Raw genomic sequence first — 20406 nt, 5'->3', positions numbered from 1 at the left:
TATATGTCTGAAACTATGACAAATGCTGACTGTAAATTAATTTTAGGATCACTTACGATTGGAATATTATATAAAGGGGATGGTTTATGTGGAAATTTTATTTCAGTGTGATAAATGTAAGATAAAAAATGTTATCTCAGAAATCAATAATAAATGTAAATACTGTGATAATAACGAACTAGAAAAATTCAAAATTATTATACCTGGGGAACCGTTAAAAGGTATGAGCGGGAGACATGTTCTAACTAGAGCAAGAGAAATATTGGAGTCAGCATTGAATAGAGAAGAAGTTTTAATAATTGATCCCGAAAGTAGCTACAATAACTTATAGTTTATTATTGTCCTATACTTATTCATTATATGATTTGAGTTGAAAATGAAGTAATATAATGGAGGCGTGTGCACTTGTTTTTTATCTGAATTTTCGGTATTATTTATCTATTAATATTTTTCTTTTGCTTAAACTAATACACTAGACCTTTCGGGTTATAAGAATTATTGTAAGCCTCTTACAATAGCACTTATTTCTTCGAAAGGTCTTTTTGTGTTAATAAAATTTAAGGAGTGGTAATGATGACAAAGATTATATCTTGGAGCGAAGTTATGCAAAAGCAACATATCGTAGGGACAATACTGAAAAATGGATTAGTAAATAATAAGGTTAGTCATGCGTATCTATTTAATGGGGAAGCAGGTACTTTAAAAAAAGAGACAGCTTTATTATTTATTAAAAGCCTATTTTGCTTAGAAAATTCAGAGAGAATACCATGTAATGATTGCCGAAATTGTGATCGCATAAATAACAACATTCATCCTGACGTAGTTATTATTTCGCCAGAAGAGGGTGGGAGTATTAAAAAGGAGCAAATTCAGCAGTTACACAAAGAAATAACATACACATCTACTGAACTATCAAGAAAGATTTATCTAATTGATCGAGTTGAGATGCTAACAACTAGCGCTGCTAATAGTTTATTAAAATTTTTAGAAGAGCCGGATGGAAATACAACAGCCATTCTTGTTACAGAAAATATACAGAGGGTTCTCGGTACGATTCAATCTAGATGCCAAATTTTAAACTTTCTAGATACACATATGGGAGAATACGAAGAAGAATTATCTGCAGCTAACCTTTCTCAGGATATAGTAAAGCTTTTAACTCGTATGACAAATAATATTGATAAAGCTATATCACTGACAAAAGAGCAGTGGTTTATAGAACTACATTCACAAATAGTTAGGTTAATGAAAAATTTGATGGAACCTACAGTCTTTATAGAAATAATAAAGTTATTAAAATTAATAGATACAAAAGAAAAAGAGCCAATGCTATTTAAATTTATAAATATATGGTTTAAAGATGTGCTATATGCTTTAACGAATAAGAAAGATTTAATATCTTTTCAAAGTCAAATCGGTATTTTAGAGCTACATGCTGAAAAACTGGGTGTAAAAGGAATTGCTGATGCAATAGAACTTTTAGAAAAAGGTTATATAAGAAGACAAGCGAATGTTTCGTTAAATCTTGTTCTGCAAGAAATGTTCATTAAGATGCAAAAAAATGTATATATGGTTGCTTTATAAGGGGGCTTATCTATGTGGATAGAACAGTTAAAAAGGATAATGGAACGAAACCCACATATGAAATCAGACGCTTCATACACGGCTCTAGGCTATTCTAAGAAAGGGTTTGGGGCATGTGGACACTGGGAAATTTGTTCTCTGGGTAAAGGGGATTGCTATTTAGAACAAGTGGATCCTGAAGTGCCATTGTATTGTGCATGTTATCAGCGGAATCATGCAGATTATAATACACAAAGCGTTTTATCTAAATCATGTACCGAAGAACCAACGGAACAGGAAGAAAAAACTAGCAAAGAGATGGATTTGAATAATGATGAATCAGGACAGTTAACTTTATTTTAACCTGCTGCTTCATTAAAGACTACGTGTGTGGTAAATAACATAAATGAAAGGGGGGGTAACCCTTTGTTGCATTATGCACAAAGGGGAAATCCCTTTGTGTTTTTTATTGTAATATTGGGTGAAAAAATGAACAAAAACTCTATAGATGAAATTAAATTAATAAAACAGAAAATGAAGGAAGTATATTTAAAATATAAGACCCATATGGTTGCGATGAGTGGAGGAAAGGATTCTTCACTTGTACTGCAACTATTATGTGAAAGATTAGAGGATATGAAACCAGAGGAACGTATTCACATGGTTCATATAATTTGTGCTGATACGGGTGTTGAGACGCCAGAAATGACTGCTTATCAATATAGATGCTTAGAACAAATTAAGAGATATGCAGCTGGTGAGTTTCATAATAAGGGGAAAATGCCGTTTGTGGTTCATATGGTAAAACCACCAATGAAAAGTAGATTTTTTTATAAATTACTAGGGCGGGGTACTTCAATTCCATTAGGAAATGTAAGAAATAGATGGTGCACAAGCCATTTGAAACTCCTGCCAATGCAGAGTAAATTGAAAGAAATCTTCAATGAAATTCCTATGGATATAGCAAATGATGATTTTGATGTTTTACTTTATAACGGTGTAAGGAATGAAGAGAGTGCACGCCGCAGAAGGAGTATTGCTTCAATTGAAGATGATGTTGCCTCATACTTTGCTGAACATCCAGATATGCCTAGAATTAAGTATTTCCATCCCATAAAGTTTTTAACCTCTGATGAGGTGTTTTTTGAACTAATGGATCGAGGAACATTAAGCTATGGGATTGAAGTGGAAGAGATGACAATTCAATATGGCGAGGAAATGCTAGAGTGTGGTATTAAGACCAGTGCAAATGATATTGGTTCTGCATGTTCAATGAACGGTGCGAGGAGTGGTTGCTGGTCATGTGGAGTTGTATCTGAAGATAAGATGTTAAAGCGATTGATCGCAGAAGGGAAATCTAGTTATCAATTCCTATTAGATTGGAAAACCCTTGTTATTAAAATGCGTAATGATTGTAGATATCGTAGCATAAAACCAAGACCTGTGTACAATAAAATTTTAAAAGGTGACACCCTTAATAATAGTAAATTAGACATCTTCCAACTTTGTGATGAAGAATATCAAGATATGCACTACTACGAGAGTTTTAATCGTGCTAGTGATGAAGGATATATACCTGGTGGAATATCTATTGAAGGGCGTTTTATATTACTTGAATATTTACTGTATGCACAAGAGAAATCACAATATACATTGATTGAGGAAGACGAGATAGAAGCCATTCTAGATGCCTGGTACGAAACAGAAGGTATTCGCGTATCAAGGAATGAAGTTATACCGAAAGACTTTAATTATGATGGTGAGCTTGTGCTTTTACCTGATATGAAAGTGAATAAGCAAAAAACCAAAAATGAAAATCCTATTTTTTATGTGGATGTAGATTATCCTTTTGAAGAAGGAGAATTATATTCCTTTTTAAAAGAAAGGCAGCGTATAACAAGAAAAAGTTATTTTTGTTTCCCGTCTTGCTATGACAATACTGATTTTAAAGTAGTGTGGAATAAATTGAAATTTATAATCTGCTCTTCGAATATTAGAACAATAGAAGAGGCACGGAAAGTTATATTTAATTGGTTGGGATGGACTGAGGAACCTGGTACTATGAATAAAAAGTATTATAATCTAGGTATCAATCAGTTGTTGCTTAGTGCAATTTGTGAAGGAATTAGTACAAATCAAAGAAACAAACAAATCGTTAATTGTCCCGCTGCAGATGTACAGATACAAGAAGAGGAATGCGGTCAAATATCTCTGTTCATTTAGAAAACAACAATACTTTTTTATCATCGATAAACCATATGTGTTTATCGATTTTTTTATTTTCTTAGATTTTTGAATAGAAAATCCCATAATCCATATGAGGGAGACTATTTCTATAAGTTAATATCAGTTGGGGGATTTATTGAAATAGTAACCGGGTAGTAAAAGCCTATTATGCTTATAAGGAGGGTTAAGAGTGTATTTATGTTTGGCAGAGAAACCAGATGTAGCAAAGAAAATTGTAGCTGCTTTTCCAAAATACAAAAAGCATGATTTGTATTATGAGATAATGCCCTGTAATGAATTTCCTGAGGGTGCATATGTAGCCTATTGTATGGGTCACCTTTTGACTTTTGATGAAGAAAAAATGGGGACTAACACTCCATGGAGTTTGTCAGGATTACCTATAATGCCTAAAAATTATAGTTATAAACCAATTAAAGGTAGAGAAAAACTTGTTAGAACAATAAAGAAACTAGCTAATGATCCTAAAGTTACAATGTTTATTAATTGTTGTGATTCAGCAAGAGAAGGTATGAAAATATTTACTGAAATAATAAAATACGTAACAAATAGAAACCTTCCAACAAAATGCTTGTGGATTTCTTCTCTAACGCCAGCATCAATTAAAAAAGGAATGCAAGAATTAGTTCCTTATAAATCTAAAGAGAATTTATATCATAGTGCTTATGCGCGAGCGGTGGCTGATTTCTTAGTAGGTATAAATTTATCAAGGTCTGTATCTCTAAGAATGCAATCAGAATTTGCAAGTAGAAACTCAGAAAATGGCGATTTAAATGGTTTGAAAAGGGAAGTATTTTCGATTGGAAGGTGCCAATCTCCGACGCTACGTCTTGTTTACGAACGTATTAAACAAATAGAAGCACATGTACCAGAACCTTTTTGGACTTTATCTGGGACTTTTGAAATAGATGGTAAAGAATATACAGGAAGATGGTTCAAAGAAGACAAGAATCGGTTTGATAGTGAGGAAGAAATAGAGGAACTTTCAATTCGATTAGTTGAAGAGCCAGCTATTATAAAGGAAATTAAAAAGGAACGTAAGGCATTTAAGCCACCTCATTTTTTTGATTTAACTAGACTTCAATCTACGGCTAATAAATTATTTAAAATGGATCCTAAGGAAACTCTTCATCATGCAGAAAGCTTGTATTTAGCTGGTTTGTTGTCCTATCCCCGTGCAGATAACCCGTATATTACGGCAGCTGAAGCACCAATCCTTTCAGCGGTTTTAGAAAAGTTAAAGTATACCGAGTCATATTCTAAATATTTACCTGCTCCAATACGTAGTACTGATTTGTCCTCACGGTATATAAACGAGAAAAAAGTCTCAGATCATCACGGAATTATAGTATTAGACGTTCCTAAGGATTTTTCTAAATTAAATCCTGGTGAAAAAGCAATATATGACTTGGTGGTGAAACGAGTAATTGCCGCGCACCACGAAGATGCATTGTATGATTTCACTTCAATTATCACAGTTGTAGATGAAACAGAAACATTTTTAACTAAAGGGAAACAAGAAGTGAGTTTGGGTTGGAAGATGTTATATCAGAAAGAACAAGTATCGGAAGAGAAAGATGATCAAGAAGAGGAAAATGAAGAAGTAGCCCATTTACCAGATGTAAAAGAAGGAGATACAGGGACAATTGTTGATACGGAAATCAACAAAGGGATGACAAAAGCCCCCCCATATTTGACACCTGGAACACTAGTTGAGTTAATGGAAAATTGCGGTTCACTTATGGAAGAAAAAGAAATGCAAAAAATCCTTAAAAAAACAAGTGGAATAGGTACTGTTGCTACGCGTGATGGTATTATCCATACATTATATGATCGTGGATACTTAGTGAATAAGAATAATAAGGTGCTTTTATTAGAGAAGGGCCGGATGTTAATGGATGCACTTGGTGACAAGATGATTGTGTGTTCACCTGAATTAACGGCAAAATGGGAAAATGTATTAGAGGCAATCTCAGATGGACGAATTGATTATAAGCAATTTATAGGTAAGGCTGAAAAATTAGTTGTGAAGCTATTAAATGATATTGAACAAATCTCTAAATCATGGAATTTAGATTCTTCAATTAAAAAAATTGAAGAGGCTAAAAGGAAAGAGGAGGAGAAGAAGTTACTAGGTTCGTGTTTAAAGTGCGGTAGTCAAGTAGTTCTAAAAAAAGGTTTTTATGGCTGCACAGCATATAGTACGACAGGCTGTGATTTTCAAATTAAGGAGAAGATATTAGGAAAGAAAATATCTAGTGCACAAGTGAAAAAATTATTGAAAGATGGAAAAACAAACACAATTAAAGGATTTAAGAAAGGGGAGGACCTTTTCGATGCTGTGTTGTCGTATAACATAGCAGCTAATAAGTTAGAGTTTAAAAAGCCTGAAATTAAAGAAAAGGTGGAAAAGAAGGAAAGAACCATTCAAATTTCAATTTTTAATCAAAAGTAAAACGTTGAATCTGTTTTCATTGAAGGAAGAAATGAGGTTTTAAAGTGGGGAAAACATTATTTAATGTAATTGGAATAACACTGGGGTTTTGTGTATTTATTACTGGGTGTTCAAAATCAGATACTATATCTTCTAAATCTAATGAATCAAAAAGTGAAGTAGTTGAAAAGGAAAACAGCAAAAAAGAAATTAAAAAAGAGGATACCAAGACATATGAATCGTTATTTGCTACAAATGCCCCGCTAATGATTCAAGAAGGACCAGGTAAATACGCAAAGGAAAGAGCGCTCTCATCAGAAGAAATGAATGGACTTAATCAAGAATTGATGAAATTACCAAAAGATTTAAGTGCAGAACAAATATATGTACAATTACTAAATTTACAGGCGCAAAGTTATAAAGAAGCTGTAAGTAAACTGGAGGGAATAATTCCTGAATTAGCGATTAAAGAACAAAATAATGACAATATACATTCTATAAAACCAAAAGCTAAATCCCTGAATGTGGAGATCTTACTTGATGCAAGCGGGAGTATGGCTGGTAAAGTTAATGGTGAAGTTAAAATGGAAGCAGCTAAGAAAGCTATTTACAACTATCTTGATAAGATTCCAGACAATGCCAATGTAATGTTAAGGGTATATGGACATAAAGGAAGTAATAATGAAAATGATAAAAGTTTATCATGTGGATCTTCCGAGGTAATGTATCCATTACAGCCTTATAATAAGGAGCAATTCAATGCTGCTTTATCTAAATTTGGTCCAAAGGGTTGGACGCCGTTAGCATCCGCTATAGAGTCTGTAAATGATGATTTTAAAGAGTATATCGGAGAAGAAAACCTAAACGTAGTATATATTGTGAGTGATGGAGAAGAGACTTGTGGAGGAGACCCAGTTAATGCTGCCAAAAATCTCAACCAATCTAGTACTCATGCAGTTGTAAATATCATTGGATTTGATGTGAACAATAGCGAACAACAGCAATTAAAGAATACTGCAGAAGCAGGAAAAGGGAATTACGCGACAGTAAGTAGTGCTGATGAATTACACCAGACTCTTAATAAGGAGTATGAAAAACTATATAAAGAATGGGAAAATTGGAAGATTGATCAATACTTCAGTCTGAATACGCAGTGGGCAGATTTATTTATGAATATTAAAAAGGCGCATATGGAAGTTAATGATGTAATTAATAAAGAGCATTATAACTTAAAGAATAATATTTCTTACTTAAGTGAGAAAGAAATAATTGATAACCATAAAAAGCTCAGTCTTGAAAAACTTATTAAGCTTCGTTTTGATACACTAACTAGTTATTATAATGATAGGGAAAAGGAGTTAATAAATCTTATAACTGAAAATGAAAAGAAAATGAAACAACAATTGGAGCAATCCAAACCATAATGGAAAGATGTTAAAATATAACTGGTTGATAATTTATTAGGGGGAATAATATTATGAAAGCAACTGGAATTGTTCGAAAAGTTGATGAGTTAGGCAGGGTTGTAATACCTGTGATTTGAACCATAAGTTTGCCAAAACGGCAAGTTTATGGTTCTTTTTGTTTGCGGCAAACTTATGCTTCCAGGATTTGAAGAATATTTTTAATGTCGTTTTTAAATAAATTCAAGATGTTAATAAAAAGACTAAATGTTTTGTCCACTTTGATCTGTTTATCTAGAGAGAGGTTTTTATAGCTAAAAGAAAATCTGAACTGAAAGGTGAATAAAGAAACTGGTGAGCAACAATAAAGTTACTACACTAAAAGTGGCAGATTCTTGAATAAGCAGGAAAATTTAAGGGCATATATCTTCAAGAAAGAGAAATTCACTTTTTATTGAAATAAAGGATTAATAACAAGAGAAATAATACATTTCAATACAACTATTTATTAGTTCATCTCATTACAGGATAAATTCGATTTTTAAAACAGTATAGCTACCATATTATTCAATCCTAAGTATGTAGTTTGTATATCTTAACTTATACTTAATGATTCTAAATTAAAACGTTGACATAGTCCACTAAATACTTTATTATTTGTTGACATAGTCCACAAAAGAGGGAGGGATATTATGAACCATAATGAAAATATTGTTAGTGATATAAGGCGATTTAATCGATTTTATACGAATATACTGGGTTTGTTAGATAAGCATGTATTTAATGGTGAATATTCTTTGACGGAGTCTCGGGTAATTTTAGAGATTGGTTTCATGGAAGAATGTATCGCAAACGATTTAGTCGAAAAACTAGATATTGATCGCAGCTATATGAGTAGAATAATTGCAAAGCTTATTAAAGATGGTCTACTAATTAAGGAAAGTTCGACGGTTGATAATAGAACAAGTCTGATTCGATTGACACCAAAAGGGACTGCTTTTTTTAATCATTTAAATGAAAAATCTAATGAACAAATAGTGAAATTACTACAGGGGCTGTCACAAAAAGAAATAGAAGAAATACATGTTTCTATGTTGTTGATTGAAAAGAAATTAAATAGAACTGAGGAGGATATGAATGATACGATTTGATAATGATTATGCAGAAGGTGCCCATGGGCGAATTTTGAAACAATTAGTTGAATCTAATGAAGAGCAAACACCTGGATATGGTATGGATGAACATTGTGCAAAAGCGAGAGTATATATTAAAGAAGCATGTGATACAAAGAATGCAGATGTACATTTCCTAGTTGGAGGAACACAAACAAATACAACAATTATTGCTTCTATATTACGTCCGCATCAAGGGGTAATTTCTGCAATTACCGGTCATATTGCAGTACATGAAACCGGAGCAATTGAAGCAACTGGTCATAAAGTGCTTACTTTGTCGAGTGATGACGGGAAAATTCGTGCAGAACAGGTAAAAGAATTATATGATGCCCATTGGAATGATGCGACTCATGAGCATATGGTACAGCCGGGCTTAGTATATATTTCTAACCCAACAGAGAATGGAACAACTTACAGTAGATCCGAATTAGAAGAATTAAGCAAGGTTTGTCGGGAATGTGGTTTGCCATTATTTATGGATGGAGCTAGATTAGGATATGGTCTGGTTTCCAAAGGCAATGATTTATCCTTAGCAGATATCGCATCACTTTGTGATGTTTTCTATATTGGAGGCACGAAAATAGGAGCATTGTTTGGTGAAGCAGTAGTCATCATAAATGATGCTATAAAAAATGATATTCGATATATAATCAAGCAAAAGGGAGGACTATTGGCCAAAGGGAGATTATTGGGAATACAGTTTGAAACTTTGTTTGAAGACGGTTTATACTATGATATTTCCAGACATGCTGTGGAAATGGCGATGATGATCCGAGAGGCATTTGTTGAAAAAGGATTTTCATTAAGGTACGATTCCAAAACAAATCAACAGTTTCCTATTTTGCATAAAGATGTAATAACGAAATTGAGCCAAAAATATTCCTTTGCCATTTGGGAGAAAGTCGATGAAACGCACAGTGTTGTCAGATTTTGTACCAGTTGGGCTACAAAAAAGGAAAATGTAGAAATGTTGATAGAAGATATTAAAAAATTAGAATCGCGATTTGCGAATGAGTGTATTGATTTGAATCAATAGTTTATCAGTTAAAGGAAGATGCAAAGTGTCAACAAAGGAATTATATGCTGAGAATAGTTATATTAAAAAATGTAAAGCGAAGATTGTTTCAGTAAATGGCAATTTAATTACATTTGACCAAACGATTTTTTATCCAGGTGGTGGTGGACAACCTTGCGATCAAGGGACTATTAAACAGGGAGATGAAATCTACGAAGTAGTAAATGTTAAAAAAATAGATGGTAAAATCGTTCATGAATTAGATCGTCCATTGCAGCACTTAGAACAAGAAGTCATCATGCATATCAACTGGTCTTGGCGTTTTCAAAACATGCGTTATCATACGTTATTACATGTGATTTCTGGTTATTTATTTCAACATTACGGTGCTTTAGCTACAAGCAGTCAGATTGAAAAGGATTATGCCAGATTAGAGCTAGCGTTTTCTCCTGAAGTTATAGAAGAAATACAGTTTGAGGAATTAGAACAATCAATATGTAGGATAACTTCTGAACATCATGATGTTCAAATAAAAACGATAAGTAGAAAAGAAGCTGAGCAGAAAGTAGGGAGTATTAAGACAATTATTAACTTACTTCCAGCTTCTCTTAACGAAGTGCGATTAGTTCAAATTGATGATATTGACGAGCAAGCATGTGGTGGAACCCATGTTAGCAAAACAACTGAAATTGGCGACTTTTCCATTATTAAAATTCAAAACAAGGGCGCCACAAAAAGAAGGTTGAAAATTCAGCTTAACTAACAGCTTCTTTTTTTATTGATTGCATCATTTATTGTTTAAATGTCATCAGTGTTTATAAAAAGATTGTTCGGTGTTTTATTTGTTAAAACTTAATTATAAACCCTTATTACACAAAAGAGCGCGATTGTTGAGCAAACATAGGTAGAAAAACGATTAAAATTTCTTATATAAATTATTTACTAGCAACAAATAACCCAAGCATTTTTGATCAATTTTTTTCAAAATGTTTGGGTTTCTTCTGTTGAATGGTCTTTTTTTGTAGCATATTTTCGATTAAAATCTATTACAAAGTACCAGGATTCACGGCAAGTTTATGGGTTAATAATTAATCCATGGCAAAGTTATGATTCCATTTTCTTTGAACAATTAGATAAATATCTTCTAAAACAAGTAAATTCCGGCAAGTTTATGCTTCCAATTGCGGCAAACTTATAGGTAAAGTGACAATACCAAAAGAACTCAGAGATACGCTAGGCATAGGAATTAAATCACCATTAGAAATTTATGTTGATAATGAAAATATAATTTTAAAAAGATATTCGCCTTATAATGCTTGCCAAATTACTGGAGAGGTATCTGCAAAAAATATAACTTTAGCAGATGGTAAAATTACTTTAAGTCCTACTGGAGCTAAACATTTAGCTGAAGAATTAGAAAGATTTTTAGTGAAATAGGTTTAATATCCTAAGGGTTTCATTTGCAGCAAGTACCATCTGTAAAAATGGATTGTTTACTAGGACAGAATGGTATCTTAAAAGATTGTGTGAATTTCTCATAATCAAGACCTAAATTGAATTGGATTAGATAAATTAAAGGACATTACATATTTAATATGTAATGTCCTTTCTTATGTACCTAAAGTACACATTACTTTAGGTACATTTATTCACAATTCTCTTCTTTTAAACAAATTTCGATGAATGCAAAAATATTCTTTGCCTCGATAGCACGCTTTCCCCAGTCATGGTAATAGTATAAAACCTGTCCTGTTAACCCAACTTCAGATGGATCTGTATCAATGCAAAGGTAATCTCCGCCACCATTTTCTGCAATTGGAATCCACTTAGAATTCCAAAGAGCTGGTTTAAGATCTTTTTCAATTTCTGGCTCTAAATCATCATTCGGATCGAATTCTTCCTGTAAAAATTCCCAATTTGATATAATTTCAGAAATGGGAGACAGGGTCAAATTTCTTACAAATGGATTCACCCCGGGTTCCCAAATTTGTCCGTTATACACTCTATAAAAGCTCTTCATTTCTTCAGGTAGTGTAAGTCCTAGTTTATCCTCAATAAGTTGGAAATCTTCATCACTTGCACCTGGCTGAAGATTTAACGATTCTTTAAAGTTACTTTCAGAATTTGAACCTCTTTCGATAATTCGTTGCCACAACCATTCAGCTTGATTTATCATGCCATTTATATGCCCCTTTTCGATGTTTGAATAATTAGTATTTTTATAATGTTCAATGGTATTCTAACATAAGTTATCCAATATATGTATAATTTTGTGGGGTTATATCTTAATATTAATCTTGTTAAGAGATAATAAAGTTGTTAAATTCTTATTGAACTAACGGGTGCTTTAGTTGAACAAGATTTAAGAGTGTCCCTCTAATGCCTTATAGATTGCAGGTTAGAAAGTATAAAAGAGATATTAGTATTGTTTCTCATAACTGAATAAATACTTTTTTGAAATGGGGATATTATACTTAAATATAAGAAGGCACGAAAGGGGATTAGGGCTTGCAAACATATACATGGAACCTTGGTGATGCATCACTAACATTTCACAACGGTACTATGGTTCCATTTCAAAAAGGGGAACTTGCTACTACGACTCGTGACATGATGTATTTTTATTACGATGTTCTTCTACAAGTGCGTCAGGAAACGCGTCGTATCTTGGTTCGTAATCATCCAACAGCGCATTATATTACGGACGCGATTCATACGATGATCCATCACCCAACAAAGACAGAAGGGTATTTGTTAGAACATACAAGAAGTATTCCTGATTATTTCCGTAAAGTCTGGTATCATCAAATGGAAATTGCTGATTTATTCTGGTGAGATATGTTTATTCGTCTTGAAAAATATCAGTATGAGATAAAGAAGTCATATGAAGAAACGGTAACAGAAACTACAGAATATAAAATAACCATTGGTTCTATACCAACTGATTCAGAATCCAATAGTAATTTTGTTTGGTATATTAATGGGGTAACGCAAGAGAAATTAGAAGAACTTGCAACAGTCGTTCAGAATTTTACAGAGGATACCATACAGCTATACAATCACGGTGTAGAAAAGGAAATAAGATAACATAAGAATAGAGGGGAAGTTTTGATTTTGTTTTTTCAAAACTTGCTCTCTATTCTTGTTTTAATATAAAGGTCACTTGTAATAACTTGACCAAACTCTTTTTTACATCTACATGAGAGTATTTTCGTTATAGGACTGTTTACGTCTAAAATAACGTTGTTTAATAAATGAAATAAATGACATTGAATTATATTTCTTTTCAATATGTGACAGGATACTTAGATAATTATCTATTTCATTGTTATAGCTTTCATTTTGTTTACTTAGAAATGTGAAACATAGCTCAGATATTTTACTTTCAGTATCTATACAGAACTTTTGAAAATCATTTTGCTCTATTTTTAGATTAAAGAAACCGTTTTTTACGATAAATCCAACTTTAGTATAAAAACCTATTAGATACTTTTCATCGAAGGCCGTACTAATCATTCCATTAAAGCGGAGTTCATAACCAGGATAGCTCAAATATGTCCATCTGTATATGGAGTATACCATAGCAGTACCAACGCCATTTCCTATAGGGGTTGCATCTAAACTTGTAATAGTAATTTCAATTTTTTTTTCAGAATGCTCTTTATGAATACGACATGAAGCAGTTCCAACCCTGGAATTATTCACAATGTCGCGGAATTCCATGTCGAAGGAGATATGGTCAAAATCACATCGTTCTGTAATGCTAGTAAATGAACATTTTAATTTCTGGCCATTGGTAGTCATAATGATCGGAAGTGTAGTTAACATAGAAGAAATTACACCCTTTCTAAATAATAGTTAATCCCGCGATTTGTGATTAGTGAAACGCCTAGCATAAAATTGGGCGAAGTAAAGAAGTTAGGCGGGAGATTAGCTGCTAGTAAAAGTTTAATGGATTCAGTTGAATATATGATCTTAACAGGCATATAAATCAAATTTAATATAATAAAAAAAGAGCCATGTATGAGGTATGGCCCTTAATAAGTATTAAAATGTTTCTCCGTGTTCTCTCATTACGTAATGGATAGAGCTATCTTGTACTTTTGGTGCAAATGTTTCCCCGTGTTCAGCATTTTGTATTGTGTTGTTTGAAGTAAAACCAAAAACGGCTACTAATCCTAGAGTGATACCTAAAACTTGAATTACTTTCTTCATTATTTTAGTGCCTCCTTTTTACGTAGTTTTTCTTCGGCTTCGTGTGACTTAAAGAAATATTGGTTTGCTTTATCTTGCTGGTTAGATGAGTAGAATTTTAAAGCCAATTGTTTCGAATAGTCATGAACGAACCCTAATAAACCTTCTTGTTCAAAGTACTGAATTCCTTCTGAGATTATATTTTCGGACTTTTCTGTAGATTCTTTCGAGTTTAATGCGCTTAATATTGAGAAGTGGTGTTTATATTCCGTGTTATTGATACGATTACATGCTTCTAACCCAGTTTCAATAAATTTTAATGACTCTTCTGTATTTCCAAGTTTGTAATTTTCTCTAGCAATAAGGAAAATAGCTTTATAACTCTTTTCTGGAGTATCAATAGCTGTTGTTAAGTTTCGTATAGCTGCTTCTGAAAGATCCTGTTCAGCATATAGAAAACCTAAATTATGTCTAATTTTAAGGCCTAACATGGTATTGTGTTTTTTTGTAACGATATCTAAAGCCTTAATAAAATATTCTTCCGCATATTCATATTGTTTAAGTGATGTACACGTTAAGCCAAGGATATTATTACAAGCTGCTATATTAAGTTCATATCCTGTTTCAGGTTCGAAGAATTTTAAAGCACGGTTTGCATACTTAACTGCTTCTAAAGGTTGTCTTACCTGATAGTAAAAAGCTGCTGCTTTATAATAGAATTCAGCTTTTTCAATCTCATCAGGGATATTTGCGATTAATTGTTTGGCTTTATCGAAATACTCACCAGCTTTTTTATATTCTCCAATTTCTGTGTTATGAATTGCTTTAAAGAAGTTATAGTAGTAATTCAAAAGTTCTTCACTTGGTTTATTAAAATCTTCAATTTTTTCAAGAGATTTCTTAGAGCCTTCATAATCCTTGTTTAACATATTATGTCTAAACTCTAATAAAGAGTAGTATAAAAGCACGTTTTGGTTTTCCTCAATTTTATCAATCTTATTTTTTATTTCTCCAAACAAATGAGTTGATTGTTCATGATCAAGTTCGCGTATAGAGTCATGCCAGTTATTTAAAAGCTCTGTAATTTCACTTAATGTTACTGTTGCTGCTCCCATATAAAAACCCTCCTATTATATATTGTGCGATTTCTCATTATTGTATCAAAATTGTTAATATTTAGGTATCTAGAAAAATATTTCTCAACAATTTTCTATTGACTTCTTCGGGGAAAAGTATTGTTTTCGAGTTTTTCAGAATGTAATATCTATGAATAAAATCATATAATTTTCTTATAAAGATTATTGACCTTAGCAGAATGAAGAGCAGGATAATTAAAAATGACCTAGTTTTGACATTTATGCCTGGTTCTTTTTAAGAATTGAGAATAGGTTGCTGTTTTTTTACTGTCACTTAGTTTCGTAGAATCATTTGTATATATTTAAAGTGAAGGACAAGTTACCGATAGTAACCTGTTAGATAATGAGTTATTTATAATTAAAGGGGGGATCTGTAGAAAAGTGAATCTAGTTTTGTATGCGATTCTCATGATAGTTATAGCAATAATATTTAATCTAGGAATTCTGTTTTGGGGAAGAGTAAGGAGAAATTATAAAAAGCAATATTTGCATAATACTAATCTTAAAAAAAGGGAGAAATGACATTTGTCTATTTTTGATAGATTATTATTTTTTTATGTTTTAAGCATGGTTGCTTTATTATGTTGTGATGTTTTAGGAATCAATGTATTTTATAGTTTATCTACAATGATAATCAATATGATTTGTTCGTGTTACCTATATATTCATTATGTGAACAGACGGAAAAGGGAAGCCCATTACGATGTTTAAGAGTAACTGGTAGAAATTTGTGAACATACTTATTAGGCAATTTTGGGCATAATGATTGTGAGGGAATGAGATGAAATGGGGAATAGAAGCAATAAAGAATTATGAATTAAATGGTCATGACTTAGATCTATATACATTTTTAGAAGAAGAGTACCAAAGTACAAACTGGAGTTATTTATCTCTCTCTCATCTTCAGAATTTCTTAGAAACATCAGGTTTGGATAGAGATATGATATTAGAACTGCTGCCAATTAATTTTAAAGGAATTGTATGGAAGTCTCTCGAAAGCGAGGACTTGGAATTTCTAAATACTTTAACGAATCCTAATAGATGTTTGGAGATTTTAGATAGATATAACTTAATGGATTCTGCAGCAACTTATACACCAAGCCTGGAATATAAACTGAGATGGTTAAAAGAACGCTGGGTGAAAGGATATTATATTTTCGCCAACTGTTAAGATAAAGCTTGAATAATAGAAAGGAGGATATATTTGAGAGGACCAACACATGTAGCAGCAGGAGCAGCATTGGCTTTAATTGCACATAATTATGCGGGAATAGGTGATGATCCATATTTATTAACGGCCACATCTATAATTGGGGCATTAATACCAGATATATGTCATCAAGGATCCACTTTAGGAAGAAAAATACCTTTATTATCTTGGGGTATTAATAAAACTTTTGGTCACCGTACAATAACACACAGTATAATCTTTTTGTTTGGTATAACTGCACTTCTTAAGTATCTAGTTCCTCAGTACCCCATGATATATATAGGAATGTTTATTGGGGTATTAAGTCATCTAGTGTTAGATGCCCTTACACCAAGTGGAATTCAATTGCTTTATCCTTTGAAAATGAAAATAAGATTTCCGATATATACAAGAACAGGAAGTATGATTGAATATATATTTTTCTTTTCACTTATTGTAATTGACATAACTTTAATTGGAGGATCTTTTTAAAATTACATGAAAAATAGGGAAGAAATAAGGCACTCGAACAGCTATTTAATGTTCAAGTGCTTTTTTTATGTAGAGTCTATATTTTAATTAATGATGGGTAAACTTTCTATCTTATTTATACAAATTATGTTATGGTACAATATGTTAATTAAATACAATTTTTTCTAAGGGGATGGGGCATAGTGAAAGCAAAAAAACTAGTAACGTTTGTGATACCGTTCATGTTATTAGCAGGTTGTGGTACCGATAAAACAGATGCAAAACCAAAAGAAAAAGTAGAATCTAAATCAGAAACGAAAGAAAAGCTGTCAAAAGAGAAGTATCCAACTCGAATGACTGGTTTATCTTCTGAATTAGTGCAGAAAATTACAGTAATAACTGAGATAGCTATGGATAAAACTAAAAAGGAAACTGACTTAAAGAAAGAAATTCTAAAAGAAGAGTCTGAGTTGCAAAAGATTATCGCTAAGTTTAAGAAGATAGACCCACCAAAAGAGTTTGAAGTCGCTCATAAAGAGATTTTAAAAGCAGTAGACTGTTATAGTGAAGCCTATGCACTTCAAGTAGAAATTTTGAAGGGTAAAGGAAAAGTAACAGACGAAGATAGAGAAAAGTCTAAAAAGTCAATGGACTTGATTAATGAGGGTAACAAGTACTGGCATAAAGGATTCGACCCTATTGAATCCCATAATGAGAAGGAAGCAAAAGCCTTAGGTTTCGATGTAGATACGAAGACCGACTCTAAGTCGTCAACTACTTCTGATAATGGTAACGTACAAATATCCGCAGACGGTAACGAGTTAATAGGTTCTTGGGGTAGTTACAAAGGTTCTGAGTTTCGTAAGGGTTTAGACTTTAGACAAGATAAGTCATTCACGGCTTATGATGACACTGGTAACTCTTCTTATGAAGACAACCATATGACAGGAACATGGTTATACAATAAAGACAGTAATAAAGTAACTTTGATTCCTACTGAATTTGTTAAAGACGGTAAGAAGATAGATGCTAGACAAATGAATGCGGTAGTAGATTATACTGTTGAGTTCTTGAGAGCAGGTTCTTTAAGAATGGTAGATAGTAAAGGTAACAAATTAGAAGTAGAAAGACAGAAGTAAAATTGAAATAAAGTCGAACTGTTAAAAAAAAGATGAACCACTAGATTCCTTTGTATAAAGGGATCTTTTTTGTGCTTATTTTTAATTACAATGTTCTTACTTTTGTTACAGGTAATGAGGGCAAAGACGAAAGAGGTGTTGATTTAAAATAAAGTTTATTTCCAATCAACAATATAACTAATATGTATCGGAGAGAAATTCAATAGATTTAAAAAATTAGTGATTAAATCACAAAATCAAAATGTATGAATATGAAAATGATTTGTAATAAATGTAAAAAAATAAAAAAATTCGGAAAAATGATTTAATATTTGTAATTTTTTGTCTTATAATAGTTCTTAGGTTTATTGTGATTATTTATAATATTTAAATAATCATGTAAAACAAATATTGTTTGGGAGGTTTTTAGATTGGGGAAAAGAGTTGTTGTAAGAGTTCTAGCAGTACTTTCTGTACTTGCGCTATTCCTAAATGTTTTTTTACCAAGGGTTAGTGCAGAGGTAATGACGCACGAGAAATATTCAATGAACTGGAGTTATAGTAATAGTTTAGGCAAGTACATTCGAACTGAAATGATTAAAAATTCAAGCGGTCAAATTGCTTATTGCTTAACTCTTGGACTAAAATCACCAAATGGTGAAGATCTTCCTGAAATGGGGAAAACAGATAATGTAGTATATAGGGTCCTATTAAACGGTTTCCCGCAAAAAAGTGTCGAGCAGCTGGGAGTAGCTAATCAGAATGAGGCACACTATGCGACTCAGCTTGCAGTTTGGAATGCATTAGGTCAACTTGATGTAAATGAACTGAAACATGAAAATAAAAATGTTGAAAAAGCAGCTAAGGCAATTATCAATTCTGCTAACAATAGCGGCGATACACAAGATATCTATATGAATGTTATCCCAGCTGAAAAGCAAAAAGCAGAATTAAAAGGTGAGTTCTTTGAAACAAATCTATATACAGTACAAACAAATGCTAAGAGTGGTTCTTATAAAGTAGTAGCGAAAAATGCACCTAATGGAGTAAAAATTGTTAGTGAAAATGGTGAAGTGAAAGATCAACTTTCAGTTGGAGAGAAATTCCGTATCCAAATTCCTAAAAATACTAAAACAGGTGAATTTAATCTAAGTGTTGCTGCAAACTTAACAAAAGTTCAAGCAATTGCTTACCGCGGTACGGATACTGTTCAGAATGCTACAGTATTACTAGAAAGAAATGAAGAAAAGCTTAGTAGTGACCTTGCAGTAAATTGGGAAGCTGCTGGTTCTTTAAAAATTAAAAAAGTTGGAGAAAGTGGAGAAGTATTAGCTGGTGCGGTATTCGAGGTTTTTAATGCGAATAATGAATCAGTTGGAAAAATTACGACTGGTGCTGATGGTACGGCAGAATTAAATAACCTACCAATCGGTACTTATACTGTAAAAGAAATAAAAGCACCTACAGGCTATGTTTTAGGTGATAAACCACAAACTATTGAAGTTAAGACAGGAGAAACAGGAGCTGTTCAAATAGTAAACAACAAGGCAAAGGGAAACATTGAAATAAAAAAACTTAGTGATTCAGGTAAAGTGCTACCTAATGTTGAATTCACTGTTTTTACTGAAGATGGAAAAGAAGTGAAAAAGGCAGTAACAAATGAAAATGGAATTGCAAAGGTTGAAGGCCTTACATTTGGTAAGTATTATTTCTTAGAGACAAAAACACCAAATGGATATATCGGAAATAAAACAAAGTATCCTTTTGAAATTAAAGAGCACAATAAAACACTTACTTTTACAGTGGAAAATACCGAAGTAAAAGGTAGTGTAAAACTATTAAAAGTTGATACCGAAGATATTAGTAAAAAGTTAGAAGGTGCAGTATTCGAGTTAAAAGATGCAAGTGGAAAAGTAGTTGGGGAATATAAGACAGATAAAAACGGTGAGATTAACGTTAAAGATCTAGCGTATGGTAAGTATTCATTTGTAGAAAAGACTTCACCAAACGGTTACGTTCTTGTTACAGAACCAATTGTGTTCGAAATAAAGGAACATGGAAAAATTATTGAGCTATTAGCAGTTAATCATCTAATCAAAGGTGATCTGGAAATTACAAAGGTAGATGTTGCGGATGGAAACAATAAGCTTCCAAATGCAGAATTTACGATTTATAACGAAGCAGGAAAAGAAGTAGTAAAAGGTAAAACAGATGATAAAGGGATCGCTAAATTTGAAAAGTTACCATTTGGAAAATACACATATAAAGAAACTATTGCTCCAAACGGTTATATCTTAAATGAAGAGACGTTTTCTTTTGAAATCAAAGAGAATGGTCAAATTATTAAACATATCGTCAAAGATGAGAAGATTCCTTCAATTAAAACAACAGCAACTGACAAAAAAGATGGTACAAAAGAAATGCACACTTCTAAGTCTGTAACGATCCAAGATAAAGTGGAATA

General features: G+C 32.4%; 20 protein-coding genes. 16 read left to right on the top strand and 4 right to left on the bottom strand.

The genetic code is table 11. The annotated features are described in order from the left end of the window. Window positions 1–79: 79 nt before the first annotated feature. From MKY38_RS26610 to MKY38_RS26565, 10 genes are all read left to right on the top strand, one after another. Complete coding sequence (locus tag MKY38_RS26610) at window positions 80–331, top strand: hypothetical protein (protein WP_234485162.1); 252 nt, start codon at window positions 80–82, stop codon at window positions 329–331. Window positions 332–573: 242 nt separating this feature from the next. Next, entirely contained in the window at window positions 574–1584 is a 1011-nt protein-coding gene (locus tag MKY38_RS26605; RefSeq protein WP_341050465.1) for a DNA polymerase III subunit delta', read from the top strand. 12 nt (window positions 1585–1596) lie between these two features. After that, a complete protein-coding gene (locus tag MKY38_RS26600; protein WP_200462627.1) occupies window positions 1597–1926 on the top strand; it encodes a hypothetical protein in 330 nt (109 codons plus the stop codon). A 63-nt stretch (window positions 1927–1989) separates the two neighbouring features. Continuing rightward, on the top strand, window positions 1990–3786 hold the full coding sequence (locus MKY38_RS26595; protein WP_341050461.1) for a hypothetical protein: 1797 nt from the start codon (window positions 1990–1992) through the stop codon (window positions 3784–3786). 193 nt (window positions 3787–3979) lie between these two features. Next, window positions 3980–6262 (top strand): type IA DNA topoisomerase, encoded by a 2283-nt coding sequence (locus tag MKY38_RS26590; RefSeq protein WP_341050459.1) that lies wholly within the window; start codon window positions 3980–3982, stop codon window positions 6260–6262. Window positions 6263–6306: 44 nt separating this feature from the next. Further along, window positions 6307–7665, top strand: coding sequence for a VWA domain-containing protein (locus MKY38_RS26585; RefSeq protein ID WP_341050457.1), 1359 nt, complete (start codon window positions 6307–6309; stop codon window positions 7663–7665). A gap of 668 nt (window positions 7666–8333) precedes the next feature. Further along, window positions 8334–8795, top strand: coding sequence for a MarR family winged helix-turn-helix transcriptional regulator (locus tag MKY38_RS26580; RefSeq protein WP_098293019.1), 462 nt, complete (start codon window positions 8334–8336; stop codon window positions 8793–8795). Then, complete coding sequence (locus MKY38_RS26575; protein ID WP_200462629.1) at window positions 8782–9855, top strand: threonine aldolase family protein; 1074 nt, start codon at window positions 8782–8784, stop codon at window positions 9853–9855. The genes MKY38_RS26580 and MKY38_RS26575 overlap by 14 nt, the downstream gene beginning before the upstream one ends. Window positions 9856–9880: 25 nt before the next feature. After that, the gene (locus MKY38_RS26570; RefSeq protein WP_341050454.1) at window positions 9881–10597 is read left to right on the top strand and encodes an alanyl-tRNA editing protein; all 717 of its coding nucleotides are present in this window, start codon (window positions 9881–9883) and stop codon (window positions 10595–10597) included. A 431-nt stretch (window positions 10598–11028) separates the two neighbouring features. Then, window positions 11029–11271 carry an AbrB/MazE/SpoVT family DNA-binding domain-containing protein gene (locus MKY38_RS26565; RefSeq protein ID WP_200462639.1) on the top strand — a complete coding sequence of 81 codons (243 nt, stop codon included), beginning with the start codon at window positions 11029–11031 and terminating at the stop codon, window positions 11269–11271. A gap of 208 nt (window positions 11272–11479) precedes the next feature. On the opposite strand, the gene MKY38_RS26560 is transcribed toward MKY38_RS26565, so the two are convergent. Beyond that, window positions 11480–12010 (bottom strand): SMI1/KNR4 family protein, encoded by a 531-nt coding sequence (locus MKY38_RS26560; protein WP_200462631.1) that lies wholly within the window; start codon window positions 12008–12010, stop codon window positions 11480–11482. 332 nt (window positions 12011–12342) lie between these two features. Between MKY38_RS26560 and MKY38_RS26555 the strand changes: the two genes are divergently transcribed. Both MKY38_RS26555 and MKY38_RS26550 read left to right on the top strand, forming a co-directional pair. Next, window positions 12343–12669, top strand: coding sequence for a hypothetical protein (locus tag MKY38_RS26555; protein WP_262937065.1), 327 nt, complete (start codon window positions 12343–12345; stop codon window positions 12667–12669). A 3-nt stretch (window positions 12670–12672) separates the two neighbouring features. Continuing rightward, window positions 12673–12921 carry a hypothetical protein gene (locus MKY38_RS26550; protein ID WP_080451215.1) on the top strand — a complete coding sequence of 83 codons (249 nt, stop codon included), beginning with the start codon at window positions 12673–12675 and terminating at the stop codon, window positions 12919–12921. 108 nt (window positions 12922–13029) lie between these two features. Here MKY38_RS26550 and MKY38_RS26545 read toward each other — a convergent pair whose 3' ends face one another. From MKY38_RS26545 to MKY38_RS26535, 3 genes are all read right to left on the bottom strand, one after another. Next, window positions 13030–13662, bottom strand: coding sequence for a GNAT family N-acetyltransferase (locus MKY38_RS26545; protein ID WP_262937064.1), 633 nt, complete (start codon window positions 13660–13662; stop codon window positions 13030–13032). Between the two features lie 219 nt (window positions 13663–13881). Beyond that, entirely contained in the window at window positions 13882–14049 is a 168-nt protein-coding gene (locus MKY38_RS26540) for a hypothetical protein (RefSeq protein ID WP_000755964.1), read from the bottom strand. Beyond that, on the bottom strand, window positions 14049–15143 hold the full coding sequence (locus MKY38_RS26535; RefSeq protein ID WP_262937063.1) for a response regulator aspartate phosphatase: 1095 nt from the start codon (window positions 15141–15143) through the stop codon (window positions 14049–14051). The genes MKY38_RS26540 and MKY38_RS26535 overlap by 1 nt, the downstream gene beginning before the upstream one ends. A gap of 802 nt (window positions 15144–15945) precedes the next feature. Between MKY38_RS26535 and MKY38_RS26530 the strand changes: the two genes are divergently transcribed. From MKY38_RS26530 to MKY38_RS26515, 4 genes are all read left to right on the top strand, one after another. Then, window positions 15946–16335, top strand: coding sequence for a hypothetical protein (locus tag MKY38_RS26530; RefSeq protein WP_262937062.1), 390 nt, complete (start codon window positions 15946–15948; stop codon window positions 16333–16335). 33 nt (window positions 16336–16368) lie between these two features. Then, the gene (locus MKY38_RS26525; protein WP_098939085.1) at window positions 16369–16845 is read left to right on the top strand and encodes a metal-dependent hydrolase; all 477 of its coding nucleotides are present in this window, start codon (window positions 16369–16371) and stop codon (window positions 16843–16845) included. 182 nt (window positions 16846–17027) lie between these two features. Beyond that, window positions 17028–17963, top strand: a complete 936-nt coding sequence (locus MKY38_RS26520; protein ID WP_341050443.1) for a DUF3994 domain-containing protein — start codon at window positions 17028–17030, stop codon at window positions 17961–17963. 410 nt (window positions 17964–18373) lie between these two features. Beyond that, window positions 18374–20406, top strand: a 2033-nt coding sequence (locus tag MKY38_RS26515; RefSeq protein WP_341050441.1) for a SpaA isopeptide-forming pilin-related protein, incomplete at its 3' end; no start/stop codon positions are given.

Origin of the sequence: Bacillus sp. FSL R5-0585, assembly GCF_038004545.1 — a bacterium.
Classification (GTDB): domain Bacteria; phylum Bacillota; class Bacilli; order Bacillales; family Bacillaceae_G; genus Bacillus_A; species Bacillus_A cereus.
This window is presented reverse-complemented; position numbering and strand designations above follow the sequence as displayed.